The sequence below is a fragment of the Streptomyces sp. NPDC102406 genome, from assembly GCF_044765725.1.
In the GTDB taxonomy this organism is placed as follows: Bacteria; Actinomycetota; Actinomycetes; order Streptomycetales; family Streptomycetaceae; genus Streptomyces.
Genome location: NZ_JBIWKP010000006.1, coordinates 104,962 through 131,299 on the forward strand (window position 1 = coordinate 104,962; position 26,338 = coordinate 131,299).

Here is a 26,338-nt window from a genome sequence, read left to right on the forward strand (position 1 = left end):
GAGCACCCCGCCCACCGCGTGAGCACCTCGCCCACCGCGCGAGGGCGCGCGTCTCGGCGCGCACGTACTCGCTCGAGCGCGGGAACGGGAAGGTGACATACACCACAGGGCGTCGCGGGCCAGACAGCCTTCGACGCCCTACGGCCACCCGCACGAGCGCCGTAAGAGACCCAGGCCCCGCAAGCCCCGCAAGCCCTGCAAGTACCGCAAGCCCCGCAATCAGCCCGAGCAACACCAGCCGACGCAACCAGCCGACGCCACGCCAGCCCAAGCACCCAGCCGACGCACCCCAACCAACGCAAAAACCCCGCAGATCCGAAGACCTGCGGGGTTTTTCGCTGTGCGCGAGGGGGGAGTTGAACCCCCACGCCCTTTCGGGCACTGGAACCTGAATCCAGCGCGTCTGCCTATTCCGCCACCCGCGCATTGGGTGTGTCGTCCGGTCCCTCGCCTTGGGGGTGAGCGCCTTCCGACATCCAGAAGATTAGCACGCTGCGGAGGGTGGATTCACATCCGTTTCCCGGGCCCCCTGGCGGGCACCTGACACGGCGGACCTCGCCGGACGTCGCCCGAATCCGGCCTCCCCGGCCCGGCTCAGCCGGACCTCGACGTCTCCACAGCCGCGTACGGGACACTGTTCAGAGGCCACCTCTACGATCCTTCACAAGAAGGGCTGTGAGCGTCGACACTCATCGACCGGGCAGGCAGGGGGAACCAGCCGATTTCCCGGCGCGTGGATACGATCAGTAAGCAGTACCGAGAAGGCGGTCGAAAGGCCGCCGCGAGCAGGACGGCACGAGCGAGCACGGCGGCACGGGCGAGCAGGACGGTTCGGGCCCGCCGGGCAGCATGAGGAAGCAACGCAGCAGCGGCACGCAGGGCGGCTACGAAGGAGGAGGTGCCCCATGGGAGTCCTGAAGAAGTTCGAGCAGCGGCTTGAGGGTCTGGTCAACGGCACCTTCGCCAAGGTCTTCAAGTCCGAGGTGCAGCCCGTCGAGATCGCGGGCGCGCTCCAGCGCGAATGCGACAACAACGCGACGATCTGGAACCGCGAGCGGACCGTCGTCCCCAATGACTTCATCGTGGAGCTGAGCGCGCCGGACTACGAGCGCCTGAGCCCCTACTCGGGCCAGCTCGGCGACGAGTTGTCCGGCATGGTGCGCGACTACGCGAAGCAGCAGCGCTACTCCTTCATGGGCCCCATCAAGGTGCACCTGGAGAAGGCGGACGACCTGGACACGGGCCTGTACCGGGTACGCAGCCGTACTCTCGCGTCGTCCACCAGTCAGGCCCCGTCCTCCTCGCCCGAGCGTTCCACCGCGGCCCGCCCGAACCAGGCGCCCGGCGGCTACAGCTACCAGCAGCAGCCCTCCACCGCCCCGCCGATGCCGTCCGCGCCGCCACCCGGCCGCCCGGCCTCGGTGGCGTCGGGGCCGGGTCCTGTACCGGCCGCGTCGGTGCAGCGCCCCGGCGCGGGCCCCATGCCGGGCGCCCGTGTCCGGCACTGGATCGAGATCAACGGAAGCCGCCACCAGATCTCCCGGCCGACCCTCGTGCTCGGCCGTTCCACCGAGGCGGACGTACGGATTGACGACCCCGGCGTCTCGCGCCGGCACTGCGAGATCCGGACCGGAACGCCCTCGACGATCCAGGATCTCGGGTCCACCAACGGCATCGTGGTGGACGGACAGCACACCACCCGCGCTACGCTCCGCGACGGCTCGCGGATCGTCGTGGGTCAAACCACCATCGTTTATCGGCAAGCCGAAGGGTGAAGCGGGGGCAATGTCAGAGCTGACCCTGACGGTCATGCGGCTGGGTTTCCTGGCCGTTCTGTGGCTGTTCGTGATCGTGGCCGTCCAGGTCATCCGCAGCGACCTGTTCGGTACGCGCGTCACGCAGCGCGGTGCGCGCCGTGACAGCGCGCGTCCGCAGCAGACCGCACGGCAGGCCGCCGCGCCGCCTGCCCCCCAGCGCCAGCAGCAGGGCGGTGGCCGGCAGCGCCGTGGCGCCCCCTCCAAGCTGGTCGTCTCCGAAGGCACCCTCACGGGTACGACGGTGGCGCTCCAGGGGCAGACGATCACGCTCGGCCGCGCACACGACAGCACGATCGTCCTGGACGACGACTACGCGTCCAGCAGGCACGCGAGGATCTATCCGGACCGGGACGGCCAGTGGATCGTCGAGGATCTCGGGTCCACCAACGGCACGTATCTCGACCGGACCCGTCTCACGACCCCCACGCCGGTCCCGCTGGGCGCACCGATCCGCATCGGCAAGACCGTCATCGAGCTGCGGAAGTAGTGCTACATCATGAATGAGCGCGAGCGGAGCGAGCGAGCCGACGCGGCGGTCCACAACCAGGACACCGGCGCGCTCCCGACCGGAGGGTGGGCACCGTGCGGATGTACCCGGAGTCTGAATCGACGGGGCAGGTGCGCATGAGTCTGTCGCTGCGCTTCGCCGCCGGATCGCACAAAGGCATGATCCGCGAGGGCAACGAGGACTCCGGTTACGCCGGGCCGCGGCTGCTCGCCATCGCCGACGGCATGGGGGGCCAGGCCGCCGGTGAGGTGGCCTCCTCCGAGGTGATCTCGACCATCGTCGCGCTCGACGACGACGTGCCGGGTTCGGACATCCTGACCTCGCTCGGCACCGCCGTGCAGCGGGCCAACGACCAGCTCCGCATGATGGTCGAGGAGGACCCCCAGCTCGAAGGCATGGGGACCACCCTCACCGCTCTCCTGTGGACCGGCCAGCGCCTCGGACTCGTACACGTCGGCGACTCGCGCGCGTACCTGCTGCGCGACGGTGTGCTCACGCAGATCACGCAGGACCACACGTGGGTGCAGCGCCTCGTCGACGAGGGCCGCATCACCGAGGAGGAAGCCACCACGCACCCGCAGCGTTCGCTGCTGATGCGGGCGCTGGGCAGCGGTGACCACGTCGAGCCCGATCTCTCGATCCGTGAGGTGCGGGCCGGCGACCGGTATCTGATCTGTTCCGACGGTCTGTCCGGCGTCGTCTCGCACCAGACGATGGAGGAGACCCTCGCCAGCTATCAGGGCCCGCAGGAGACGGTCCAGGACCTGATCCAGTTGGCTCTGCGCGGCGGTGGTCCCGACAACGTCACGGTGATCGTCGCCGACGTCCTGGACATCGACAGCGGTGACACCCTCGCCGGTCAGATCTCCGACGCCCCGGTCATCGTGGGCGCGGTCGCCGAGAACCAGCACCAGCCGCACGACAGCGGCGCCATGGAGACCCCCGCCGGCCGCGCCTCGGGTCTGGGCCGCCCGGTGCCGGGGCAGAGCGGTGGCGGCGGCGGGGGCGAGTTCGGCCCTCCCGGCAGCGGCGAAAGCGACGGCTACGCGCCCGAAGGGGGCTTCGGCGCCTACTCCGACGAGGACTTCTCCAAGCCGCGCCGCGGCCGCAAGTGGGTCAAGAGATCGCTCTACACCGTGCTGGCCCTCGCCGTCATCGGCGGTGGCCTGTACGGCGGTTACCGCTGGACGCAGACCCAGTACTACGTCGGCTCGAACGACGAGCACGTGGCGCTCTACCGCGGCATCAACCAGGACCTGGCCTGGGTGAGTCTGTCCAAGGTCGAGCGGGACCACCCGGAGATCGAGCTCAAGTACCTGCCGCCGTACCAGAAGAAGCAGGTCGAGGCGACCATCGCCGAAGGTGACCTGGCGGCGGCCCAGGACAAGATCGTGGAACTGTCCGCGCAGGCCGGCGCGTGCAAGAAGCAGGCCGAGCGGCAGCAGGCCGAGAGCGGGAACAACGCGAAGACCGGCGAGGGCGAAGCCGGCGGCACCACCACCGGAGGAACCACCGCCGGGGGCAGCGCCACAGGTGGCACCGCCTCCACCGCCTCCACCGCGTCCACCGCCTCCACCGCGTCCTTCCGCAAGGCGACGCCGACGCCGAACCCGTCCGACCCGTCCGACTCGCCGTCCGGCAAGGCGAAGTCACCGTCAACTCCTACGCCCACCCCTGGCCCCACTCTTTCCGAGGAAGAGCAGCAGCTGGCCAAGGCGTGCGCACAGCAGTAGAAGCCGTTGGGGGCCACAGCACGCCATGAGTAGTAGTTCCACGACCCATACGTCGACCATCGGCGCCATCGGCGCACCCAGCCGGCGCAACACCGAGCTGGCGCTCCTGGCGTTCGCCGTGGTCATCCCCGTCTTCGCGTACGCCAACGTCGGCCTCGCCATCGACGGCGAGCTGCCCGCGGGCCTGCTCGGTTACGGCCTCGGCCTCGGCCTGCTCGCGGGCGTCGCCCACATCGTCGTACGCAAGTTCGCGGCGTACGCGGACCCGCTGCTGCTGCCCCTTGCCACGTTGCTCAACGGGCTGGGCCTGGTCATCATCTGGCGGCTCGACCAGTCGGAACGGTTGCAGCTACGGTCCACCTTCAGCCCGGCCGCGCCCAAGCAACTGCTGTACTCGGCGATCGGCATCGCGTTCTTCGTCGGTGTGCTGATGCTGCTCAAGGATCACCGCATCCTCCAGCGCTACACCTACATCTCGATGGTCGGCGCCATCATCCTGCTGTTGCTCCCCCTGGTGCCCGGCCTCGGGATGAACGTCTTCGGTGCCAAGATCTGGATCCACATCGGTGGCTTCTCCATCCAGCCCGGTGAGTTCGCGAAAATCGTGATCGCGATCTTCTTCGCGGGCTATCTGATGGTGAAACGGGACGCCCTTGCCCTGGCCTCGCGCCGCTTCATGGGCCTCTACCTGCCCCGTGGACGCGACCTCGGCCCGATCATCGTCGTCTGGGCGATGTCGATCCTGATCCTCGTCTTCGAGACCGACCTCGGTACCTCGCTGCTGTTCTTCGGCATGTTCGTCGTGATGCTGTACGTCGCGACGGAGCGCACCAGTTGGATCGTGTTCGGTCTGCTGATGTCCGCCGTCGGCGCGGTCGGTGTCGCGAGCTTCGAGCCGCACGTGCAGCAGCGTGTGGACGCCTGGCTGCACCCCTTCTCCGACGCGACCCTGGCGCAGACCGACCAGATCGCCCAGTCGCTGATGGCGTTCGGCTCCGGTGGCGTTCTCGGCACCGGCCTCGGCCAGGGCAACTCCGACCTCATCGGCTTCGCCGCCAACTCCGACTTCGTTCTCGCGACGTACGGCGAGGAGATGGGCCTGGCCGGTGTCATGGCCATCCTGCTCATCTACGGGCTGATCGCGGAGCGCGGCGTGCGCACCGCCCTCGCCGCCCGCGACCCGTTCGGCAAGCTCCTCGCGGTGGGTCTCTCCGGCGCCTTCGCCATCCAGGTGTTCGTCGTCGCCGGTGGTGTCATGGGGCTCATCCCGCTGACCGGTATGACCATGCCGTTCCTCGCCTACGGTGGTTCCTCCGTCATCGCGAACTGGGCCCTCATCGGCATCCTCATCCGCATCAGCGACACCGCCCGCCGCCCGGCGCCCTCGCCCGCCCCCAACCCCGACGCCGAGATGACCCAGGTGGTTCGACCGTGAACAAGCCCCTGCGCCGTATCGCGATCTTCTGCGGTCTGCTCGTCCTCGCCCTGCTGATCCGCGACAACTGGCTCCAGTACGTACAGGCCGACGCGCTCCAGACGAACGAGAAGAACCGCCGCGTCGCGATCGAGCGCTACGCCCAGCCGCGCGGCGACATCATCGTCGACGGCAAGCCGGTGACCGGGTCCAAGGAAACCTCCGGCACCGACCTCAAGTACAAGCGGACCTGGAAGAACGGGCCCATGTGGTCGCCCGTCACCGGCTACGCCTCCCAGATCGTCGGCGCCACGCAACTGGAGTCCATCGAGGACGGCATCCTCACCGGCAACGACGACCGGCTCTTCTTCCGCCGCACCCTCGACATGATCACGGGCAAGAAGAAGGAGGGCGGCAATGTCACGACCACCCTCAACGCCGCAGCGCAGCAGGCCGCCTACGACGGCCTGAAGAACCGCGGCAAGGGCGCCGTCGCCGCCATCGAGCCCTCCACCGGCAAGATCCTCGCGCTGGCCTCCACGCCGTCGTACGACCCCTCTGTCTTCGCCGGCAACTCCACCAAGGACAGCGAGACGTTCCAGAAGCTCGACAAGGACAAGGACAAGCCGCTCCTGAACCGGGCGCTGCGCGAGACGTATCCGCCGGGTTCGACGTTCAAGCTGGTCACGGCCGCGGCGGCGTTGGAGAGCGGCAATTACGACGCGGACAAGGCGACGGACACCCCGCTGCCTTGGACCATGCCCGGCACCCAGACCCCGCTGAAGAACGAGGGCCCCATCCCGTGCAAGAACGCGACGCTGCGGGTCGCCCTGAAGGTGTCCTGCAACACCGTGTTCGGCAAGATCGGCTCCGACCTCGGCAATGACGCGATGGTCGAGGAGGCCGAGAAGTTCGGCTTCAACAAGCAGCAGTTCGTCCCCGTCCGCTCCAACGCGTCGATCTTCGACGACGACATGAACCCGTCGCAGACGGCGCTGTCCTCCATCGGCCAGTACAACACCGCCGCCACCCCGCTCCAGATGGCCATGGTCGCCTCCGCGATCGCGAACGACGGCAAACTCATGCAGCCGTACATGGTCGACGAGCTGAAGGCCCCCAACCTCGACACGATCGAGAAGACGGAGCCCAAGGAGCTGAGCCGCCCGCTCTCCGAGGAGAACGCGCAGACGCTCCAGTCGATGATGGAGACGGTCGTCAACGACCCGGGCGGCACGGGCAGCAACGCCAAGATCCCGGGTGTCACGGTCGGCGGCAAGACCGGTACCGCCCAGCACGGCGTCGACAACAGCGAGAAGCCGTACGCCTGGTTCGTCTCGTACGCGAAGACGAGTTCGGGCTCGCCGGTCGCCGTGGCCGTGGTGGTCGAGGACAGCGGCGCCAACCGCCAGGACATCTCCGGTGGCGGTCTCGCCGCCCCGATCGCGAAGAGCGTGATGGAAGCGGTCATCGGCAACAAGCGCTGAGTGACCCGGGACACAGGCGGTTCACCCCGCCTTGTGAGCCCGGTCACCCGCTCTTCACATAGACGCACGTGGCGATACCGGTCCTGTCACGGGTCACGGTGGTGGCCAGGTCACGTCGGGCAGGCCGGGTACGGTATGCCCGGACAGCACACCGCCCGACCCCGCACGGGACGGTCGGGACCGACGGAGAGGGCTGGTAGGTAACCATGGAAGAGCCGCGTCGCCTCGGCGGCCGGTACGAGCTGGGCCAGGTGCTCGGCCGTGGTGGCATGGCCGAGGTCTACCTCGCGCACGACACCCGGCTCGGACGCACCGTGGCGGTGAAGACGCTGCGCGTGGACCTCGCGCGCGACCCGTCGTTCCAGGCCCGGTTCCGCCGGGAGGCCCAGTCGGCCGCCTCGCTCAACCATCCCGCGATCGTGGCGGTGTACGACACGGGCGAGGACTACGTCGACCAGGTCTCCATCCCGTACATCGTGATGGAGTACGTCGACGGCTCCACACTCCGCGAGCTCCTGCACAGCGGTCGCAAGCTGCTGCCCGAGCGCGCCATGGAGATGACCGTCGGCATCCTGCAGGCCCTGGAGTACTCGCACCGGGCGGGCATCGTCCACCGCGACATCAAGCCGGCCAACGTCATGCTGACCCGCAACGGCCAGGTCAAGGTCATGGACTTCGGCATCGCCCGCGCCATGGGCGACTCCGGTATGACGATGACGCAGACCGCGGCGGTCATCGGCACCGCGCAGTACCTCTCGCCCGAGCAGGCCAAGGGCGAGCAGGTCGACGCCCGCTCCGACCTGTACTCCACGGGCTGCCTCCTCTACGAACTTCTCACCGTACGGCCGCCGTTCGTCGGCGACTCCCCGGTCGCGGTCGCGTACCAGCACGTACGCGAGGAAGCGCAGCCGCCGAGCGTCTTCGACAATGAGATCATGCCCGAGATGGACGCGATCGTCCTCAAGGCGCTCACCAAGGACCCGGACTACCGCTACCAGTCCGCGGACGAGATGCGCGCCGACATCGAGGCCTGCCTCGACGGGCAGCCCGTCGCCGCCACCGCCGCCATGGGCGCGGTCGGCTACGGCGGGACCGACGGTTACGGAGCCGATCAGCAGACCGCGATGCTGCGCCCGCAGAACGGCGCGGCGCCCACCTCGATGCTGCCCCCGGTCAGCCCCGACGACGGCGGCTACGGCTACGACGACCGCCCCGACCGCCGCAAGCAGGGCAAGAACCGCACGTCGACGATCCTGCTCGTGCTGGCGGGCATCCTCGTCCTGGTCGGCGCGATCCTCATCGGGAAGTACATCAGCAGCAGCGGCGGGGACGACGGCAAGGTCGCCGTACCGAACCTGGTCGGTGAGACGTTCCAGGGCGCCCAGCAGAAGGCCGGGAACATCGACCTCAAGGTCGTCCGCGGCGACAGCATGGCCTGCGCCGACCAGCCCGCCAAGCGCGTCTGCAAGCAGGACCCGGCCGTCGGCAAGCTCGACAAGAACGGCACGATCACCGTCAGCATGTCGACGGGCGCGCCGAAGATCGCGGTCCCGGACGTGCAGGGCCTCTCCTACGACGAGGCCGAGAAGACGCTCAACGACAAGGGCTTCACCAACATCAACAAGAAGACCCAGGAGTCCGATCGGACCCCGGGCAAGGTCATCGACCAGGACCCCGCGGGCGACACCAAGCTGGAGAAGGGTGCCGAGATCACCCTGACCGTCGCCAAGGAGAAGGCGACCACCGCGGTCCCCAACGTCTCCGGCGGCAACCTCACCTGCGAGCAGGCCACCTCCCAGCTCGAGGCCAGCGACCTGAAGGCCAGTTGCACCGAGGAGGAGAACTCCACGGTCGAGGCCGGCAAGGTGTTCTCGCAGAACCTCGCGGCGGGCACCACGGCCGACCCGGGCTCCACGGTCCAGTTGAAGGTCGCCAAGGCGCCCGCGCAGAAGCCGGTCCCGAGCGTCCTCGGCCAGACCGTGAAGGACGCCAAGAAGATCCTCCAGGACGCGGGCTTCACCAACATCCAGTTCGCCGGCGGCAGCGACCAGAGCGACAACGCCCGGGTCATGCAGCAGGACCCGGCGGCCAACACCCCGTCCGACCCGGCCAAGACCACGGTCACCCTGACCACGATCGGCGGTGGTGGCGGCGGGGACAACGGCGGCGGCAACGGCGGCAACGGTGGCGACGACGGCGGCGGCTTCTTCGGCGGCCTCGGCAACCGGGACTGATCGGCAGCCACCCGCGACGCGCGGCACATGACGGAGCCCCGGCCCCCCTTCACAGGGGGCCGGGGCTCCGTCTTGCGTGCTGCTACCGCAGTTCCTTGGGCGGTGTCCGCTCGCTGTCGACCTTCTCGACCCGCTCCAGCTCGCCCCACACCACATACCGGTACCGCGACGTGTAGACCGGCGTGCACGTCGTCAGCGTGATGTAGTGCCCGGCCTTCTTCACGCCCGACTCCTTGGGGATCCGCCCCAGCACGTCCACGTTGTACTTCGACGTCTCCGGCAGGATGTCGTACACCTTGTAGACGTACCACTTGTCCCGGGACTCGTAGACGATCGCGTCGCCCTTCTCGATCTTGTCGATGTTGTGGAACTTGGCGCCGTGCCCGTCCCGGTGCGCGGCCAGCGAGAAGTTGCCCTCCTTGCCGGTCGTCGGCAGGGACGCCTTCACGGGGTCCGTGTAGTAACCGGCGACGCCGTCGTTGAGGACCTTGGACGACGTGCCCTTCTCGACCAGCACCTCGCCCTTGCCCATCGCCGGCACATGCAGGAACCCGACGCCGTCCTTCGTGTCCAGCGCCCCGGGTCCGGTCGCCTGCGACCAGTGGTCACGGACCTTGTCGCCCTGCTTGTGCGCGGCTCGGTCGGCCACCACGTTCGTCCACCACAGCGAGTAGACGACGAACAGGGCGAGCAACAGGCCGGCCGTGATGAGCAGTTCACCGAAGACACTGACCGCCATCGCCACGCGCCCGCGCCGCGGCGGCGCGGCGGCTCTCGTGTCGGCCTCTTCCTCGTGGTCGGTCGTCGCTGCCACTGCCTTGTGCCCCGTCCCTGTGCTGATGTCCCCGATACCGCCGCCGGTCAGCCGACGAGCGCGTCCGGCTTGCCCTTGCTGCGCGGCCGCTCCTCGACCATCTTGCCCCAGACGATCATGCGATACGTACTGGTGAATTCCGGGGTGCAGGTCGTCAGCGTGATGTACCGGCCGGGCTTCGTGAAGCCCGAGCCCACGGGCACCGGATCGATCACCGCCGTGTTCGACGGAGCCGTCTGCGGCAGAAGGCTCGACATCTTGTACACGTAGTACTTGTCCTGCGTCTCGACGACGATCGGGTCGCCCGGCTGGAGCCGGTTGACGTACCGGAACGGCTCGCCGTGCGTGTTGCGGTGCCCGGCGAGCGCGAAGTTCCCCGTCCGCGCGTCGGGCATCGCGGTCGGAATGCTGTCCTTGTCGTAGTGCCCGACCATGCCCTTGTCGAGGACCTTCGTCTTGCTGATGCCCTCGGCGATCGGCACCACGACGTCCAGCTTCGGGATGTAGAGGATCGCGAAGCCCTGCCCGGGCTGGAACGTGTCGGGCTTCCCCTTGCCGTTCGCCCAGTCGTCCTCGAGGTGGTGCCGGGCGTTGCCCGCGAGGTTGTGGGCCCGGATGTTCGACCACCAGAGCTGGTAGGTCACGAACAGCAGCATCAGCACCCCGATGCTGATGAAGACCTCACCGATCACACGGCTCACGATGACGCCGGTGGTGGGCTTGGCGGCGCGCGCCGCCCGCCGCGCCTCGACACGCGTCAGCGGCTTGCCGTCACCGTCCTGCCCGGGCCCGGAGACCTCGGAGGACGAGGAGGCGGCTTCCTGGGACTGCTCGCCCGCCCGCCGCCTGCCGCCGCCCTTCTTCGCGGCCTTCCTGCGCGCGGCCCGGCCACCGGTCGCGACAGGCACCCCGGCCCCGGGCCCCTGCTCCGGCTCCGGCTCGCTCCGGGGGGAGGGCGCGCCTATTCGCCGCGTGTCTGCGGTCCGCAGCGCCACCGTCTCGTCGTCCCGTACGGGAGTCCGCGGTGCGGCGGGCTGCGGTGCGGGAGTCCGCGGTACGGCGGGCTGTGATGTGCTGGGCCGCGGTGTGGTGGGCTGTGGTGTGACGGGAGCCCCCGCGTACCAGTCCTGCGCGTACCCCTCGGGGTCGTACCACTCGGGCTCCGGCTCCGGCCGCTCCCGGGCCTGCCCGGAGGCCTGCGGTTCCGTCTCCTGCTGCGCGTCCGCCGCCCGGAACCACGGCGACGGATGCTGCCCCGGCAACGGGTCGTTCAGCGGGTCGTGAAGGCCCCTGACGGCTTCCTCGAACCCGCCGGCGCCGTCCTGCTCGGGGCGCAGCGCGGTCACGCCGAGGCCCTGCCCACGACCGGCGCGAGCCCGGCCGACCGGCCCACCGCTTCCTTGTCGCCGCACTCGGCGAGCCAGTTCGCCAGCATCAGGTGCCCGTGCTCGGTGAGGACGGACTCCGGGTGGAACTGGACGCCCTCGACGGGCAGTTCACGGTGGCGCAGGCCCATCACGATGCCGTCCTCGGTGCGCGCGGTGACCTCCAGCTCGGCCGGAACCGTGCCGGGAGCCGCAGCCAGCGAGTGGTAGCGGGTCGCGGTGAACGGGTCGGGCAGGCCCGCGAAGACGCCCCTGCCCTCGTGCCGTACGAGCGAGGTCTTGCCGTGCAGCAGCTCCGGTGCCCGGTCGACCACGCCGCCGTACGCGACCTGCATCGACTGCATGCCGAGGCAGACGCCGAAGACGGGGACGCCGCTCGCCGCGCAGTGCCGCACCATCTCGATGCACACACCCGCCTGTTCGGGGGCGCCAGGACCGGGGCTGAGCAGCACGCCGTCGAAGCCGTCCTGCGCGTGCGCCGTGCTCACCTCGTCGTTGCGCAGCACCTCGCACTCGGCGCCGAGCTGGTACAGGTACTGGACGAGGTTGAAGACGAAGCTGTCGTAGTTGTCGACGACGAGAATGCGGGTCCTGCGGGGTTCACGGGTCTCGAGCGTGCTCACTGGCCGTCCACCGTCACATCGTTGAAGGGCAGCAACGGCTCGGCCCACGGGAAGACGTACTGGAAGAGGATGTAGACCACGGCCAGGGCGAGCACGATCGAGATCGCCGCCCTCAGCCACGCGTTCCCCGGCAGATGCCGCCAGATCCAGCCGTACATGCCGGTCGCTCCCCTTTGACAGTCCCTCAACACCATCGCCGCACAGCATCAGCCGTCGCCGTACGGCACCAGACTAACGGCGCAGGGCCTCCGGTTTCCCGGCCTCCACGGGCTGAGTGGCATCCAGATGCGCCCAGACGATCAGCCGGTGACTGTGCCCCCACTCCGGCTCACAGGTGGTGAGGGTCAGATAGCGTCCCGGCCGCGTGTACCCGGACTTGCGCGGTACGGGATCGACGACCGCGACATCGCCGGGCACGGTCTTGTACGGCTTCGTATCGATGCGGTACGTGAACCAGGTCGTCCCGTCGGTCAGCACCACCGCGTCCCCGGGGCGCAGCCGCGGGAAGTCCTTGAACGGGTCCCCGTACGTGCGTCGATGCCCGGCGACCGCGAAGTTCCCCTTCTGCCCGAGCTGCGCCGTGCCGGAGTAGTGCCCGAGCCCCTTCTTCAGGGTCCGGACCGTCGTGTTCTCCAGCACGGGCTTGTTCCACGTGAAACCAAGCCGCGGAATCCGCATCACAGCGAACGGTTTTCCGTCCTCGTACGCCGTCGGTCTCGGCGGGGACGCCGGGGGCGAGGCGGTGGCGACGGGTCGCGCGGCCCACTGGTCCTGGAGGACGTCGATCTGGTGGTCCATCGCGCTGTCGGCCTTCACGCCGGTCCAGAACAGGACGTAGACGACGAACAGCACGATCACGGCGCCGACGGTGATGCACAGCTCGCTCAGTGTCCTGACGACGACTCGCACCGACACCGACGGCCTCCCCCGGCTCGGGTCCTACTGCACCGGCTTCGCGTAGTGGAGATCCACTGTGCCCGAGTACGCGGGCAGAGTCACCGCCCCGTCGTCCTCGACTTTCCAGCCGAGCCCGTACGCGTTGACGTAGAGCATGTAGTTCTGGATCTCGGGGGAGGCGGCGACGGCCCGCTTCAGCTTCTCCGGGTCGCCGACCGCGGTGATCTTGTAGGGAGGGGAGTAGACGCGGCCCTGGAGGATCAGGGTGTTGCCCACGCAGCGCACGGCGGAGGTGGAGATGAGGCGCTGGTCCATCACCTGGATGCCCTGGGCGCCGCCGTGCCACAGGGCGTTCACCACCGCCTGGAGGTCCTGCTGGTGGATGACCAGGTCGTTCGGCTGGGGCTCGGGATAGCCGGGGAGTTTGGCGGTGGCGTTGGGGGGTGCGTCATCGAGCGTGACGGAGACGGCGTCGCCCTTGAGCTTCTTCGTCCCCGAGGCCTTCTCCAGGGCGTCCAGCTTCGCGTCCTCGGCCTTCGTCGATCCGTCGTCGCGCTCGGCCAGAGCCTCGACGTCATCGCGGACCCCGCTGTTCCCCTCCTCCAACTCCTTGTTCTTGTGGCTGCGCTCCTGAATGAGGTCGGAGAGCTTCAAAAGGGAGGCATCCGTACGGATATTGGTGCCCTTGGCCGTATTGAAACTGGTGAAGAAGATGAGCCCGGCAAGGGCGAAAACACCCACGGTGAGCAGCCGCACGGGCCGGAAGCGCCCACGCGATCCGCTCCCGTGATGTGTGCCGGGGCCGTCGGCATGGGCGGTGACAGGGCCTTTGTCATGGTCCTTGCCCCGGTCTTCGTCAGGGTCGGCAGAATTGCTCAACGTACCCTTATCTCCTTCGACGCCGCGGAAGCACTACGCTAACGGACGCCCGGGGGAGCGCTCGGATTCATCTGAACTTCCCCTTGTACGCTGCTCCGGAGCCAGCCCACGTCCCCTGCGCGGCCACGCAGCGCATCGACAGGAGAGACCCTCGTGCCGAAGTCACGTATCCGCAAGAAGGCCGACTACACGCCGCCGCCGGCGTCGAAGCAGGCAGCCAATATCAAGCTGACCAACCGCGGCTGGGTGGCCCCGGTGATGCTCGCGATGTTCCTCATCGGGCTCGCCTGGATCGTGGTCTTCTATGTCACCGACGGCTCCCTGCCGCTCGACGCCCTCGGCAACTGGAATATCGTGGTGGGCTTCGGCTTCATCGCCGCCGGCTTCGGCGTCTCCACGCAGTGGAAGTGACCACACCGTTATCCACAGGTGTTTTCCACAGCGTGTTGAAAAGGTCAGACGATCTGTGGATAACCCCTCGGCCGTTGACGCCGGTGTGACCGGCGAGGTTACGCTCGTCCATCTGTTCGCCCCTTGCCCTTCCTGGGAAAACCCAGGTCAAGGGCGAGGGGCGCGGCCGTTCTCCACTCCATGCACAAGATCCGGCACACGCTGTGGACAACATCGGTCACCATCGGTGGACAGCAGGGCTCAAGTGAGCTGAATCGTCCTGATCACCACAGTGGCGAGCACAGCCAGGAGCACCAGCGCACAGGTCCCGTACTGCACCAGTGCCCGGCGCTCGCGCGGGGCGTGCACCATGGCGTAACCGGCGATCAGGCCACCGGCCAGACCGCCGATATGGGCCTGCCAGGAGATGTTGAAGCCCGGGGCGAACGTGAAGAGCAGGTTGATGACGAGCAGGGCGATGATCGGCCGCAGGTCGTAGTTGAGCCGCCGCATCAGGATGGCCGTCGCGCCGAAGAGCCCGAAGATCGCGCCCGACGCCCCCAGGGTCGCGCCGCTGGGGTTGCCGAAGGCGTAGGCCACGGCGCTGCCGGCCAGCCCGGACACGAAATACAGCGCCAGGTAACGAGCCCTGCCGAGCGCCGCCTCCAGCGGGCCGCCGAGCCACCACAGGCTGAGCATGTTGAACGCGATGTGCCACACCTCGTTGTGCGTGAACATCGTCGTCACCAGGCGGTACCACTCGCCGCCCGCGACGCCCTGGTCGGGTGCGAAGGGGGCGGGGGGCCAGGCGCCGACCAGCACGAGCCGGTCGAGCAGCGTGTCGCTCACCTGGACCGCGAGGAAGACCGCCACGTTGATCCCGATGAGGATCTTGGTCATCAGGCGGGGGTCCGCGGCGATCGTGCCCCCGGCGACGGTCCGCGGCCGACTGGCGCTCGGCGCGGGCCCGGCCCCGGAACCGCCACGGACGCACTCGGGGCACTGGAACCCCACCGACGCGTCGATCATGCATTCCGGACAGATGGGCCGCTCGCAGCGGACGCAGCGGACACCGGTCTGCCGGTCCGGATGCCGGTAACAGCCGGGCAGCTCTTGGGCGCCCTGCGGTTCCTGCGGGCTGCCGGGCGCCTGGTCCATGTCGGTGGTCCCCTCCAGTGAAGCGGTCTCGTACGCGGCGCCGACGCCGCGCGGGCAACGCACCGCCCCGCTCATCCTTACGGACGGGCGGGGCGGATTGGTTCCCCGGGGGCCGGTCGCGCCGCGTCAGCGCGTCTCGACGACGACCGACTCGATGACGACGTCCTTGACGGGCCGGTCGGTCCGCGGATTCGTCTGCACGGCGGCGATGGCGTCGACGACCTTCCGGCCCGCCTCGTCGACGACCTCGCCGAAGATGGTGTGCTTCCGCGTCAGCCACGCGGTGGGCGAGACCGTGATGAAGAACTGCGACCCGTTCGTCCCCGGACCCGCGTTGGCCATGGCCAGCAGATACGGCTTGGTGAAGGCCAGGTCGGGGTGGAACTCGTCCGGGAACTGATAGCCGGGACCACCCGTGCCGTTGCCCAGCGGGTCACCGGCCTGGATCATGAAACCGCTGATCACGCGATGGAAGATCGTGCCGTCGTAGAGCGGATCCTTGCTCTTCTCGCCGGTCTCCGGATTGGTCCATTCGCGCTCGCCCTTGGCGAGTTCCACAAAGTTCTTGACCGTTTTGGGCGCGTGGTTCGGCAGGAGCCTGACCTCGATGTCGCCCAAGTTGGTCTTGAGGGTGGCGTACAGCTGCTCGGCCACGGCCTGCCTTCCGTTGTTTTCTGTGCTCCGCCGATCCTCCCACGGCTCCGGCGGACCCCGGAGGTTTCAGCGGCCCGAAACCGGTCTACTCGTAACCGAAGAGGCGCGCCCTGCCACGATCCGTGGCATTGTCGTCGCCAGGCCTCATTTACCGCTGCTTACCGCCTTACCAGCCCTACCAAGCCTTATCAGGCCTTACCACCGCATCGAGTACCGGCAGGCATGATCCGCGAAAGGGTGGAAAGGTGAAAAACCTGTACGCCACCGAGGAGGAGGATCCCGTGACCCGCATCGACAGCGTGCGCGCCGCGACCGGCTCGGCGAAGGACAGCGTGCTGCACGCCGCGGACGTGGTGGCGCCCTACGCAGAGACGGCCAAGGACCGTGCGACGCAGTACGCGCACGAAGCGCGCGTCGTACTCGGCCCCAAGGTCTCGCAGGCCGCCCAGCAGGCGCGGGCCCAGTACGGCGCACACCTGGCTCCGCGTCTTGAGCAGGCACGCACTCATGTCCCGCCGAAGGTCGACCAGGCCGCGCACGAAGCGGCCGTCCGTACCCGCCAGGCGGCCCGGCAGGCCGCCGAGTACTCGAAGCCCCGCATCGAGCAGGCCGTGGCGTCGGCCCAGCCGGTGCGCGAGGAGGCGACGGCCCGCAGCATCGCCGCGCTCGCCGCCCTGCGCGGACAGGTCTCCCCCAAGGAGATCCAGAAGCTCGTACGCAAGCACGAGCGCCGGGCCCGCGCCGGTCGCCTCGCCAAGGGCCTTGCGGTGATCGGCCTGGTGGCGGGCGGTGCGTTCGCCGCGTACAAGTGGTGGGACAAGCAGGCGAACCCGGACTGGCTGGTCGAGCCGCCGGCGGCCACCGAAGTGCCCGACGGCGCCCCGCTGACCCCGGTCGAGAGCAGCGGCCAGGACGTCCTCGACCCGGAGGTCCAGGCCAAGCAGGCGGAAGCGGAAGCGGGCCCGGAAGAAGCCCGCTGAGCGGAGCCCGACCGCCCCGCCTCGCGGGACCCCCGCGCACGACGAAGCCCCTGCGGCCAGGGAGGACCTGGCCGCAGGGGCTTCGGGCTGTGGAGCCTAGGGGAGTCGAACCCCTGACATCTGCCATGCAAAGACAGCGCTCTACCAACTGAGCTAAGGCCCCGAAACGGGTGCGTGCCACCGAAGGATCAGCTCCTCGGGCGAGCACCGCAGACCAGAGTACCGGGTCACCCCCCGGATCCCGAAAAAGGATTGGGGGTCCCGGCGAGCGACCACTCTCCGTAAGATGCCCCACGTGCTTCGCGGCAGCGAAGCACCGTAGTTGGGGAAGCGATGGGGAGACGCAATGGACGCCGCACAACAGGAAGCTACCGCGAGAGCCAGGGAGCTCCAGCGGAGCTGGTACGGAGAGCCGCTGGGGGCGCTCTTCCGTAAGCTGATCGAGGACCTCGGTCTCAACCAGGCCCGTCTGGCGGGTGTCCTCGGGCTGTCCGCGCCCATGCTGTCCCAGTTGATGAGCGGCCAGCGCGCCAAGATCGGCAATCCCGCGGTGGTGCAGCGCGTGCAGCTTCTCCAGGATCTCGCGGGCCAGGTCGCCGACGGCAGTGTCAGCGCCGCCGAGGCCACCGAGCGTATGGACGAGATCCGGAAGTCGCAGGGCGGGTCGGTGCTCACCAACACCGGCCAGACGGCGTCCGGCTCCGGTGCACCGACCGTGAAGCGTGTGGTGCGTGAGATCCAGTCGCTCCTGCGCTCCGTCTCGGCGGCCGGCGACATCATCGACGCCGCCGACTCCCTCGCCCCCACCCACCCCGAACTGGCAGAGTTCCTCCGGGTGTACGGCGCGGGGCGCACCTCCGACGCGGTCGCCCACTACCAGGCACACCAGAACTGACACCGGCCTGGCACAGCGCCGGGTCCGGCTCCGTGACCGCGTCGGGCTGCGGTCGCGGAGCGGCCCGGACGTCCTCGCACGAGGTCCGTGGGGGGCGCGATGTCCAGGGGGGCCTTTCGCATCGCGGGCCCGGGAGGGGAGCGACGCACGACCATGGGTGAGGTCTTCGCCGGCCGGTACGAACTGGCCGACCCGATCGGACGCGGGGGAGTGGGCGCGGTCTGGCGGGCCTGGGACCACCGGCGCCGCCGCTATGTGGCGGCGAAGGTGTTGCAGCAGAGCGATGCCCACACCCTGCTGCGCTTCGTGCGCGAACAGGCGCTGCGCATCGACCACCCGCATGTCCTGGCCCCGGCGAGCTGGGCCGCGGACGACGACAAGGTCCTCTTCACGATGGACCTGGTCGCGGGCGGTTCGCTGGTCCATCTGGTCGGTGACTACGGTCCTCTGCCGCCGCATTTCGTCTGTGTCCTGCTCGACCAGCTCCTGTCCGGACTCTCCGCCGTGCACGCCGAGGGCGTGGTGCACCGCGACATCAAGCCTGCCAACATCCTCCTCGACGCCACCGGTACCGGCCTGCCGCATCTGCGCGTGTCCGACTTCGGCATCGCGATGCGCAAGGGTGAGCCGCGTCTCACCGAGACCAACTACGTGGTGGGGACGCCCGGTTACTTCGCGCCCGAGCAGGCGATGGGCGCGGAGCCGGACTTCCCCGCGGACCTCTTCGCCGCGGGCCTGGTCGCGCTCTACCTCCTCGAAGGCGCCAAGCCGGATGCCAAAGCGCTGATCGAGCACTTCGCGGACCACGGCACACCGACCGCCCCCGTCGGCGTTCCGGGCCCGCTGTGGGGCGTCCTCGCCGGGCTGTTGCAGCCGGACCCCGAGGCCCGGTTCCGTACGGCGACGGGGGCGCGCAAGGCGCTTCTCGACGCCTCGGAGCTGCTGCCCGAACCGGGCCCCGACGACGAGCTGATCGAGGTCTTCGACCAACTCGGGCCACTGCCAACGGGATTCGGGCCGAGCGGTCCCCCGGTCCGGGGCCGCAGGGCGCGCCCCCTGGATGCCACGACGACGACCCCGGTCATGCCCGCGCCCCCGCACCAGCCCGACTCCGACGCCGGCTTCCCTTCCGCCCCCGGTCCGGCTTCCGACCCAGGGCTCGCTTCCGACCCAGGGCTCGCTTCCGACCCAGGGCTCGCTTCCGATCTCGGATCCGCTTCCGATCTCGGGTCCCGCTCCGGTTTCGGGTCCGAGTCCGGTTTCGGGTCCGGGTCCGGGTCCGGGTCCGATCTCGGGTCCGGGTCCGACCTCGGGTCCGGCTCCGACCTCGGGTCCGGCTCCGATCTCGGATCCCGCTCCGGTTTCGGGTCCGCTTCCGATCTCGGGCCCCGCTCCGACCTCGGGTCCCGCTCCGACCTCGGGTCCCGCTCCGACCTCGGGTCCGGGTCCGGCCCAGAGGCCGCTTCCGACTCCCGGCCCGACTCCGACCCTGGCCTCCCCCTCCCGGCCGACCCCGGATCCCATTCCGAGCCCGGCCCCCACCCCGCCTTCAGGGCGGAGCCGTCCCAGCCGAGGACGGGGCCTGATCCCTCCCCCACCTCGATGTCGGAGACGGGAAGCTTCCACCTGCCTCCCCCGGCCCCGGTCCCGGACCCCACGCCGGTCGGCGATCAGCTTCCTCCGCCACCGCCGCAACCCCCGCAGCCCTCGGTTCCGCCGATGCCCTCGGTCCACCCCGTCCCCGCAGTCCCGCTGCCCGAGCCGCCGCGCCACCAGCCACCGCCCACGCAGCCACTCCCGGACCCGAACCCGAACCCGAACCCGCACCCGGCCCCGCGGCCCGGCCCGGCCGATCCGGTGCATGGCCCGCGGCCCCTTCCGCACGCCCCCGTCTCCCATGCCCTCTCCCCGTCCCCCCGCCTGACGCACACGCTGACCACCGTGGCCACACACGACCAAGTCCGTCACTCTCTGTACTCATCCGGTGGCGAAAAGGTTCCCCGCCGGGCCAAAAAAGTTCCGCGACGCCGACCGGGACCGCCCCCGAAAGTGACGGTCCCGGTCCTGTTCATCGCCGTACTCTGCTTCGCCGTGGGCTTCTGGGCCCTGTCCCAGACTTGACCCGCGCCCTCAGCTTCCGGCCCGCAACCGCCGTACCGCCACCACCCGCCACACCCCGAGCCACAACACCAGCACGGTCCCGGTCCCCAGTCCGGCCACGCCCAGCAGCATCATCCGGCCGCTGTCCGCCGACGCGGACGAAGAAGTGGACGAGGAGGTGGACGAGGACGAGTCGGCGGAACCCGAGCCGGAAGCCCCGGCCTCGGAACCGCCCCCCGATCCCGCGTCGCCGGACGCCCCGTCGCCGCGCCCTTCCCCGGCATCACCGTCGCCCGAGCCCGCGCCCTCCCACACCGCGCCGCCTTCCCCCCGCCGCGCGGCCTCCCGGTCCTTCTCCGTGACCTGGAACTCCCCCGGGTCCCGCACATAGTCGGGCGCCTGCCGCTCATCACCGTCGACCGTCACCCGTAGCGTCAGCCCCGACTCCTCGTCCCCGAACTTCTCCGCCATCGCGGGGTTGAGAGTGACTTTGAGGTAGTACCAGCCCGCCAGTCGCATCGCCGCCTGGTCGTCCCGCATCAGGTAGCGGTTCTCGTACGCCACGGGCGGCAGCGGTTCCAACGCGGCGGACGTCGGATCGCCCGCGTACGGCGCCCCCTTGGCCGCCACCGTCGCCCGCGCCGGGTTGTACAGCTCCATGTCGAGCGCCCCCGTCACGATCCCCCTCCGCGCCCCGTCCCCCGCCGTGCCGCCCAGCTCGGCGTCGAGAAAGAGCTGCTGCCCCCAGTTCACCGGCACCCGGTAGAAGCGGCTCTGACCGGGACGGACACCGTCCTTCCACACCCCGGCCCGCAACGCCACCGCGTCGTTGAAGGAGGTGCCGCCCGTACGCCGCGCCGCCTTGCCCGTCGGCGGTTGCGCCGAGGCCGACGGCCAGACCTTGGGCCCCTCGGTCGGTGCCGCGGAGACCAGTCCCGGTTCGGTGGCCACCCTCAGTTCGAGCCCCCACGTCTCCTGAGTGGACTCGGCGTCCGCCCTCCGTTCCACAGCCACGTAGTACGTCCCCGCCGCCTGGCATCGCAAGGCTCCCGGCCGTACGAGGCGCTCGGCGGCGGCCGCGACGGGCCGCGGGTAGGCACCGGAGCGGAAGGTGGCCCGCTCGGAGTCGCAGCGGTTGCCGTCGCGATCCTGCAGCGTCACGGTGATGCCGTCCGAGTAGGCCGCCCTCACCCGGGGCCCGAGCGGCGGCACGGCGACCACCGACACGTACGCGTTGGCGGCCCCGTCCAGTTCGACGCTGTAGTACGCGACGCCACTCATACCGGTACCGAGCGAACTCCGGTAGGTCGCGCCCGTCCTGAGCCGCGACGCCTCAGTGCTGTTCCGTGCCGCGGGTACCGTCCTGGCTCCCTCGGCATAGACGTACGGATCGGTCTCGCCGGCCGCCGCTGCCACTCCCGTGCCTGGCAGCACGAGCGCCACGCACAGCCCCGCCCCGGCCGCGACCGCGGGCACCCCCCGGCCGCGCCATTCCTCCACCAGCCGCCTCATGAGTCTCCCCATGGGGGGCCATCCTGCCGTTACAGGGCGCGAACTGTCCGGCGTGCGCCGGAATCCCGCCACTCATGCACGGCCACGCGAGGAGGCGGCACACAAGCCGCTCCCGGACAGCACAAAGCCCCGGCCGCTGATGCGACCGGGGCCTGCGAAGAGACTGTTGTCGATACTCACGAACCCGTGGGCACGGAGTCAGTCGCCTCCGTCCACAGATCCTGCTCGGCGCGATCCGCCTGGATCTGGCGGTACACGAGGAGCCCGCCGATGGCGGCCAGTGCGACCAGGAGAAGCTTCTTCACCGCGCGACCTCGTCTTTCCTTGACGTAGGGGACTTCTGGCGCCCGACTATACACACCGACCGATATCGATCGGTGACCTGGATCCACCTCAACTCCCGTCCGGATCCGAGCAGTAGAACCGGATGATCACACTCCACTGATCACTCGCCATTCCCCTACGAACCGGGGAAATCTGCCCCCAAGCGCCGTTTTTGGTGCCCTTGCGCCCATCCGAGTGGTGTTCATCGGAAGATCGACGCGCCACGAGCGTCGGTCCCGCACTCCGAACCCCGCGTACACATCATGAGGAAAGTACGCAAATCGCCCAACCCGAAAGTGAGGGACCATGACCAAGAACCGGGTCATGACGCTGTGGACCGTCGTCATCTCAGCCTTCATCGCGCTCTTCTCCGCGCTCGGCCTCGTCAGCCCGGCCGCGGCGTCCGCTCCGGTCCAGCAGACGGAGGAGGCCCACAGCACCGCGGTGAGCGCCCCCGCCGCCACCTCGGCCCGGCCCTCCTGGACCTTCAAGCGGTCCCTGCCACCGACGATGAAGCAGCGCATCCGCGCCGAGGCCCACGGTTCGTCCCCGAGCTGCCGCCACCGCCCGCCGTCCGACGCCGAGCAGTCCGACAGCGACACGGTCCTGACGACCGAAGCACTGACGGCCCAGCCGTAACCCAAGAACAGACGCAGTACGAGTGGTACGAGAAGTGCAAGTAGTGCAAGTAGTGCAAGTAATCCGAGCAGAGCAGTAGCCGGCAAGAAGAGAACGACTCAGCCCACAGGCGGCAAGCCAATCGCCGCCTAGGCAGAGAACTCGCGGAGAGACAGCCGTAGCGCCTCTCTACGACGGACGTAACGACAGACGTAACGACAGACGTAGAACAATCCCAGTGACAGACCAGGCCCCAGCCACTTCCGGCTGAGCGGGCCCTTTTGTCATGCCTGCGCACGGCTGCCCATGCCATGCTCACCGCACCCGGCACGGTGACGTCAGCCGTAGACGCAAAAGACCCCCAGCCGGTTCGACTGAGGGTCTTCTCGCAATGTGGGGCTAACAGGATTTGAACCTGTGGCCTCATCCTTATCAGGGATGCGCTCTAACCAACTGAGCTATAGCCCCGCCGCGCTTTGCGGTGTGTGTCCCGCGCGCTGACCTCTGAAGATTAGCGCACCAGGGGGCCAGTCCCAAAATCGATAGTCCTGGCCCGCCCACCAGCGGCGTTCATGAGCCGGTGGGGCCGCCTACTCGTCCTCGGCGAGCGTGAGCTCGATGCCGCCGACGAAGCCGGCGGAAAGGTTGTAGATGAAGGCGCCGAGCGTCGCGAGCGCCGTCGCCAGGATGACGTCGATGACCGCGATGACGGTCGTGAACATCAGCACGCGCGGCAGCGAGAGGAACGACTGAAGGTCGAAGCCGTTGGACTCGTTCGAGCCGGTGGCCTCGGACAGCGTGCCGCCGACCGTCGAGAAGACGCCCATGGCGTCCATGACCATCCACAGGACCGCAGCCGCGATGATCGTGCAGATGCCGAGCGCGATGGACAGCAGGAAGCTGACCTTCATCACCGACCACGGGTCGGCCTTGGCGACCCGCAGGCGGGCCTTGCGGGTGCGGGGCGTGGTGCTCGCCCCCGTACGCGGCCTGCGCACCGCTGCCGCCGGCGCGGCCTGATAGGCCTGCGGCGGGTGGTACGGCTGGGCCGAGCCTTGCGGCTGCTGCCGCTCCCCGGGCAGGGCACCGCCGCCGTCCGCGTACTGCTGTGCCTGCGGACCTCGGGTGTCCGTCACAGTTCCCCCCTGGGATCCATGAGACTCGTACGAGTCCTTCGAGTCCTGAGCGGTGCCACGGCCGCCCTCGGTTTCCTTACCGGTGGATGTTCCGGTAGAGCCTGCGCCCGTGGCTCCGCTCACGATGACTCTCTCCTCGTGCTACTCGGCCGAGGACTGCTCGCCCTCGTCCGTTCCGACGGCCGTCTCGTCCTGGGCCGTTACATCGGTCTCGGCGCCGTCCGCGTCCGCGGCGTCACCGTCGACCTCCTCGGCCTCACGACCGGCCTCGGCGTTACGAGCGATGCCGACGACGGCATCGCGCTTGCCGAGATTGATCAGTTGGACGCCCATGGTGTCACGGCCCGTCTCCCTGACCTCGTTGACTCGCGTACGAATCACACCGCCGGACAGCGTGATGGCGAGGATCTCGTCGGTCTCCTCGACCACCAGCGCACCCACGAGCGAGCCGCGGTCCTCCACGATCTTGGCGGCCTTGATGCCGAGGCCACCGCGACCCTGGACGCGGTACTCGTCGACGTTGGTCCGCTTCGCGTACCCACCGTCGGTGGCGGTGAAGACGAACGTACCCGGCCGGACGACATTCATCGAGAGCAGTTCGTCGCTCTCACGGAAACTCATGCCCTTCACACCGGAAGTGGCACGGCCCATCGGACGCAGCGCGTCGTCCGTCGCGGTGAAGCGGATCGACTGCGCCTTCTTACTGATGAGCAGCAGATCGTCCTCGGACGAGACCAGTTCGGCGCCGATCAGCTCGTCGTCTGAACCGTCCGCCGTCTCGCGCAGGTTGATGGCGATGACACCACCGGAACGCGGCGAGTCGTAGTCCTTGAGGGGCGTCTTCTTCACAAGGCCCGCCTTTGTGGCGAGGACCAGGTAGGGCGCCGCCTCGTAGTCGCGGATCGCGAGGATCTCGGCGATCGCCTCGTCGGGCTGGAAGGCGAGCAGGTTGGCGACGTGCTGTCCACGCGCGTCACGCCCGGCGTCGGGGAGTTCGTACGCCTTGGCGCGGTACACGCGGCCCTTGTTGGTGAAGAACAGCAGCCAGTGGTGGGTCGTCGACACGAAGAAGTGGTCGACGATGTCGTCTTCCTTGAGCTTCGTGCCGCGCACGCCCTTGCCGCCGCGCTTCTGCGAGCGGTAGTCCACCGTCTTGGTGCGCTTGACGTAACCGCCGCGCGTGATGGTGACGACGATGTCCTCTTCGGCGATCAGGTCCTCCATGGACATGTCGCCGTCGAAGGGCACCAGCTTGGAGCGCCGGTCCTCGCCGAACTTGTCGACGATCTGCTGGAGTTCCTCGCTGATGATCTGGCGCTGCCGCTCGGGCGAGGCCAGGATCGCGTTGTACTCGTTGATCTTCTGCTGGAGTTCGTCGTGCTCGGCGACGATCTTCTGGCGCTCCAGGGCGGCGAGCCGGCGGAGCTGCATCTCCAGGATGGCGTTGGCCTGGATCTCGTCGATCTCCAGAAGGCCCATGAGGCCCTCTCGCGCGATCTCCACGGTGTCACTGCGCCGGATGAGGGCGATGACCTCGTCGATGGCGTCCAGGGCCTTCAGGAGGCCGCGCAGGATGTGTGCGCGCTCCTCGGCCTTGCGCAGCCGGAACTTGGTGCGCCGGACGATGACCTCGACCTGGTGGCTCACCCAGTGGCGGATGAACGCGTCGAGGGACAGCGTGCGCGGTACGCCGTCGACGAGCGCCAGCATGTTGGCGCCGAAGTTCGTCTGGAGGTCGGTGTGCTTGTAGAGGTTGTTCAGCACGACCTTGGCGACCGCGTCGCGCTTCAGCACGATGACCAGGCGCTGGCCGGTACGGGACGACGTCTCGTCGCGGACGTCCGCGATGCCGCCGACCTTGCCGTCCTTCACGAGGTCGGCGATCTTCTGGGCGAGGTTGTCCGGGTTGACCTGGTACGGGAGTTCGGTGACCACCAGGCACTGGCGGTTCTGGATCTCCTCGACCTCGACGACCGCGCGCATCGTGATGGAGCCGCGGCCGGTGCGGTACGCCTCCTCGATGCCCTTGCGGCCCACCACGAGAGCGCCGGTCGGGAAGTCGGGGCCCTTGATGCGCTCGATGAGGGCGTCCAGGAGCTCCTCGTGCGAGGCCTCCGGGTTCTCCAGGCACCACTGGGCGCCGGCCGCGACCTCGCGCAGGTTGTGCGGCGGGATGTTGGTGGCCATGCCGACCGCGATGCCCGCCGAACCGTTGATCAGCAGGTTCGGGAAGCGGGCCGGGAGGACGGTCGGCTCCTGGGAGCGGCCGTCGTAGTTGTCCGTGAAGTCGACGGTCTCCTCGTCGATGTCGCGGACCATCTCCATGGACAGCGGCGCCATCTTGCACTCGGTGTACCGCATGGCAGCCGCCGGGTCGTTGCCCGGGGAGCCGAAGTTGCCGTTGGAGTCCACCAGCGGCATGCGCATGGACCAGGGCTGGGCGAGGCGGACCAGGGCGTCGTAGATCGAGGAGTCGCCGTGGGGGTGGTAGTTGCCCATGACGTCGCCGACGACGCGGGCGCACTTGTAGAAGCCCTTCTCGGGCCGGTAGCCACCGTCGTACATGGCGTACAGGACACGGCGGTGGACGGGCTTGAGGCCGTCGCGTACGTCGGGCAGCGCACGGGACACGATGACGGACATCGCGTAGTCGAGGTACGAGCGCTGCATCTCCGTCTCGAGCCCGACGGGCTCGACACGCTGCGCGATGACGCCCTCTTCAGGCGTACTGGGAGTGTTCTCGTCGGCCATTGCTGGTGAAGATCCTTTCTGCGGCGGTCAGC

Annotated in this window: 23 protein-coding genes and 3 tRNA genes; 11 read left to right on the forward strand and 15 right to left on the reverse strand. The window is 69.0% G+C overall.

Features of this window, described 5'->3' with window-relative positions:
- Positions 1-341: 341 nt before the first annotated feature.
- Positions 342-425: transfer RNA gene (locus ACIRF8_RS24505), tRNA-Leu, on the reverse strand.
- A 480-nt stretch (positions 426-905) separates the two neighbouring features.
- Here ACIRF8_RS24505 and ACIRF8_RS24510 point away from each other — a divergent pair.
- From ACIRF8_RS24510 to pknB, 6 genes are all read left to right on the forward strand, one after another.
- Positions 906-1,775, forward strand: a complete 870-nt coding sequence (locus ACIRF8_RS24510) for an FhaA domain-containing protein (protein WP_404217659.1) — start codon at positions 906-908, stop codon at positions 1,773-1,775.
- 10 nt (positions 1,776-1,785) lie between these two features.
- Entirely contained in the window at positions 1,786-2,304 is a 519-nt protein-coding gene (locus tag ACIRF8_RS24515) for an FHA domain-containing protein (protein ID WP_404217661.1), read from the forward strand.
- Between the two features lie 137 nt (positions 2,305-2,441).
- A complete protein-coding gene (locus ACIRF8_RS24520) occupies positions 2,442-4,058 on the forward strand; it encodes a Stp1/IreP family PP2C-type Ser/Thr phosphatase (protein WP_404217663.1) in 1,617 nt (538 codons plus the stop codon).
- 25 nt (positions 4,059-4,083) lie between these two features.
- Complete coding sequence (locus ACIRF8_RS24525) at positions 4,084-5,493, forward strand: FtsW/RodA/SpoVE family cell cycle protein (protein ID WP_404217665.1); 1,410 nt, start codon at positions 4,084-4,086, stop codon at positions 5,491-5,493.
- A complete protein-coding gene (locus tag ACIRF8_RS24530; protein ID WP_404217667.1) occupies positions 5,490-6,956 on the forward strand; it encodes a peptidoglycan D,D-transpeptidase FtsI family protein in 1,467 nt (488 codons plus the stop codon). Before ACIRF8_RS24525 ends, ACIRF8_RS24530 begins: the two co-directional genes overlap by 4 nt.
- Before the next feature lie 206 nt (positions 6,957-7,162).
- Entirely contained in the window at positions 7,163-9,190 is a 2,028-nt protein-coding gene (gene pknB / locus ACIRF8_RS24535; protein WP_404217669.1) for a Stk1 family PASTA domain-containing Ser/Thr kinase, read from the forward strand.
- An 82-nt stretch (positions 9,191-9,272) separates the two neighbouring features.
- On the opposite strand, the gene ACIRF8_RS24540 is transcribed toward pknB, so the two are convergent.
- The 6 genes from ACIRF8_RS24540 to ACIRF8_RS24565 all read right to left on the reverse strand — a co-directional run bounded on the left by ACIRF8_RS24540 (position 9,273) and on the right by ACIRF8_RS24565 (position 13,788).
- Positions 9,273-10,004: a class E sortase gene (locus ACIRF8_RS24540; RefSeq protein ID WP_404217671.1), complete on the reverse strand. Its 732-nt coding sequence runs from the start codon at positions 10,002-10,004 to the stop codon at positions 9,273-9,275.
- A gap of 47 nt (positions 10,005-10,051) precedes the next feature.
- Positions 10,052-11,350: a class E sortase gene (locus ACIRF8_RS24545; protein WP_404217674.1), complete on the reverse strand. Its 1,299-nt coding sequence runs from the start codon at positions 11,348-11,350 to the stop codon at positions 10,052-10,054.
- Positions 11,347-12,012 carry an aminodeoxychorismate/anthranilate synthase component II gene (locus ACIRF8_RS24550; protein WP_404217677.1) on the reverse strand — a complete coding sequence of 222 codons (666 nt, stop codon included), beginning with the start codon at positions 12,010-12,012 and terminating at the stop codon, positions 11,347-11,349. The genes ACIRF8_RS24545 and ACIRF8_RS24550 overlap by 4 nt, the downstream gene beginning before the upstream one ends.
- Positions 12,009-12,170 (reverse strand): hypothetical protein, encoded by a 162-nt coding sequence (locus ACIRF8_RS24555; RefSeq protein ID WP_404217679.1) that lies wholly within the window; start codon positions 12,168-12,170, stop codon positions 12,009-12,011. The genes ACIRF8_RS24550 and ACIRF8_RS24555 overlap by 4 nt, the downstream gene beginning before the upstream one ends.
- A gap of 73 nt (positions 12,171-12,243) precedes the next feature.
- A complete protein-coding gene (locus tag ACIRF8_RS24560) occupies positions 12,244-12,921 on the reverse strand; it encodes a class E sortase (protein WP_404218189.1) in 678 nt (225 codons plus the stop codon).
- A 30-nt stretch (positions 12,922-12,951) separates the two neighbouring features.
- On the reverse strand, positions 12,952-13,788 hold the full coding sequence (locus tag ACIRF8_RS24565) for a DUF881 domain-containing protein (RefSeq protein ID WP_404217682.1): 837 nt from the start codon (positions 13,786-13,788) through the stop codon (positions 12,952-12,954).
- Between the two features lie 153 nt (positions 13,789-13,941).
- Here ACIRF8_RS24565 and crgA point away from each other — a divergent pair, with 153 nt between their 5' ends.
- Positions 13,942-14,199 carry a cell division protein CrgA gene (gene crgA / locus ACIRF8_RS24570; RefSeq protein WP_362907744.1) on the forward strand — a complete coding sequence of 86 codons (258 nt, stop codon included), beginning with the start codon at positions 13,942-13,944 and terminating at the stop codon, positions 14,197-14,199.
- A 240-nt stretch (positions 14,200-14,439) separates the two neighbouring features.
- On the opposite strand, the gene ACIRF8_RS24575 is transcribed toward crgA, so the two are convergent.
- Positions 14,440-15,336, reverse strand: a complete 897-nt coding sequence (locus ACIRF8_RS24575; protein ID WP_404218191.1) for a rhomboid family intramembrane serine protease — start codon at positions 15,334-15,336, stop codon at positions 14,440-14,442.
- 126 nt (positions 15,337-15,462) lie between these two features.
- Positions 15,463-15,990, reverse strand: a complete 528-nt coding sequence (locus tag ACIRF8_RS24580; RefSeq protein WP_404217685.1) for a peptidylprolyl isomerase — start codon at positions 15,988-15,990, stop codon at positions 15,463-15,465.
- Positions 15,991-16,271: 281 nt separating this feature from the next.
- Here ACIRF8_RS24580 and ACIRF8_RS24585 point away from each other — a divergent pair, with 281 nt between their 5' ends.
- A complete protein-coding gene (locus ACIRF8_RS24585) occupies positions 16,272-16,970 on the forward strand; it encodes a DUF5324 family protein (protein WP_404217688.1) in 699 nt (232 codons plus the stop codon).
- A 90-nt stretch (positions 16,971-17,060) separates the two neighbouring features.
- Here ACIRF8_RS24585 and ACIRF8_RS24590 read toward each other — a convergent pair.
- Positions 17,061-17,133: transfer RNA gene (locus ACIRF8_RS24590), tRNA-Ala, on the reverse strand.
- Positions 17,134-17,316: 183 nt separating this feature from the next.
- Between ACIRF8_RS24590 and ACIRF8_RS24595 the strand changes: the two genes are divergently transcribed.
- The gene (locus tag ACIRF8_RS24595; protein ID WP_404217690.1) at positions 17,317-17,865 is read left to right on the forward strand and encodes a helix-turn-helix domain-containing protein; all 549 of its coding nucleotides are present in this window, start codon (positions 17,317-17,319) and stop codon (positions 17,863-17,865) included.
- A gap of 153 nt (positions 17,866-18,018) precedes the next feature.
- Positions 18,019-19,986: a protein kinase gene (locus ACIRF8_RS24600; protein ID WP_404217692.1), complete on the forward strand. Its 1,968-nt coding sequence runs from the start codon at positions 18,019-18,021 to the stop codon at positions 19,984-19,986.
- 9 nt (positions 19,987-19,995) lie between these two features.
- Here the strand turns inward: ACIRF8_RS24600 and ACIRF8_RS24605 are convergent, their stop codons facing one another.
- Together ACIRF8_RS24605 and ACIRF8_RS24610 are read right to left on the reverse strand one after the other, a co-directional pair.
- Positions 19,996-21,489 carry a hypothetical protein gene (locus ACIRF8_RS24605; protein WP_404217695.1) on the reverse strand — a complete coding sequence of 498 codons (1,494 nt, stop codon included), beginning with the start codon at positions 21,487-21,489 and terminating at the stop codon, positions 19,996-19,998.
- A 164-nt stretch (positions 21,490-21,653) separates the two neighbouring features.
- Positions 21,654-21,782 carry a DLW-39 family protein gene (locus ACIRF8_RS24610; RefSeq protein ID WP_003999697.1) on the reverse strand — a complete coding sequence of 43 codons (129 nt, stop codon included), beginning with the start codon at positions 21,780-21,782 and terminating at the stop codon, positions 21,654-21,656.
- Positions 21,783-22,107: 325 nt separating this feature from the next.
- Here ACIRF8_RS24610 and ACIRF8_RS24615 point away from each other — a divergent pair, with 325 nt between their 5' ends.
- Positions 22,108-22,440 carry a DUF6344 domain-containing protein gene (locus ACIRF8_RS24615; protein ID WP_404217697.1) on the forward strand — a complete coding sequence of 111 codons (333 nt, stop codon included), beginning with the start codon at positions 22,108-22,110 and terminating at the stop codon, positions 22,438-22,440.
- A 373-nt stretch (positions 22,441-22,813) separates the two neighbouring features.
- Here ACIRF8_RS24615 and ACIRF8_RS24620 read toward each other — a convergent pair.
- The 3 genes from ACIRF8_RS24620 to gyrA all read right to left on the reverse strand — a co-directional run bounded on the left by ACIRF8_RS24620 (position 22,814) and on the right by gyrA (position 26,306).
- Positions 22,814-22,887, reverse strand: a tRNA-Ile gene (locus tag ACIRF8_RS24620).
- Positions 22,888-23,009: 122 nt separating this feature from the next.
- Positions 23,010-23,678, reverse strand: a complete 669-nt coding sequence (locus ACIRF8_RS24625; RefSeq protein ID WP_404217699.1) for a DUF3566 domain-containing protein — start codon at positions 23,676-23,678, stop codon at positions 23,010-23,012.
- A gap of 18 nt (positions 23,679-23,696) precedes the next feature.
- Positions 23,697-26,306 (reverse strand): DNA gyrase subunit A, encoded by a 2,610-nt coding sequence (gene gyrA, locus ACIRF8_RS24630; protein ID WP_404217701.1) that lies wholly within the window; start codon positions 26,304-26,306, stop codon positions 23,697-23,699.
- Positions 26,307-26,338: the final 32 nt, after the last annotated feature.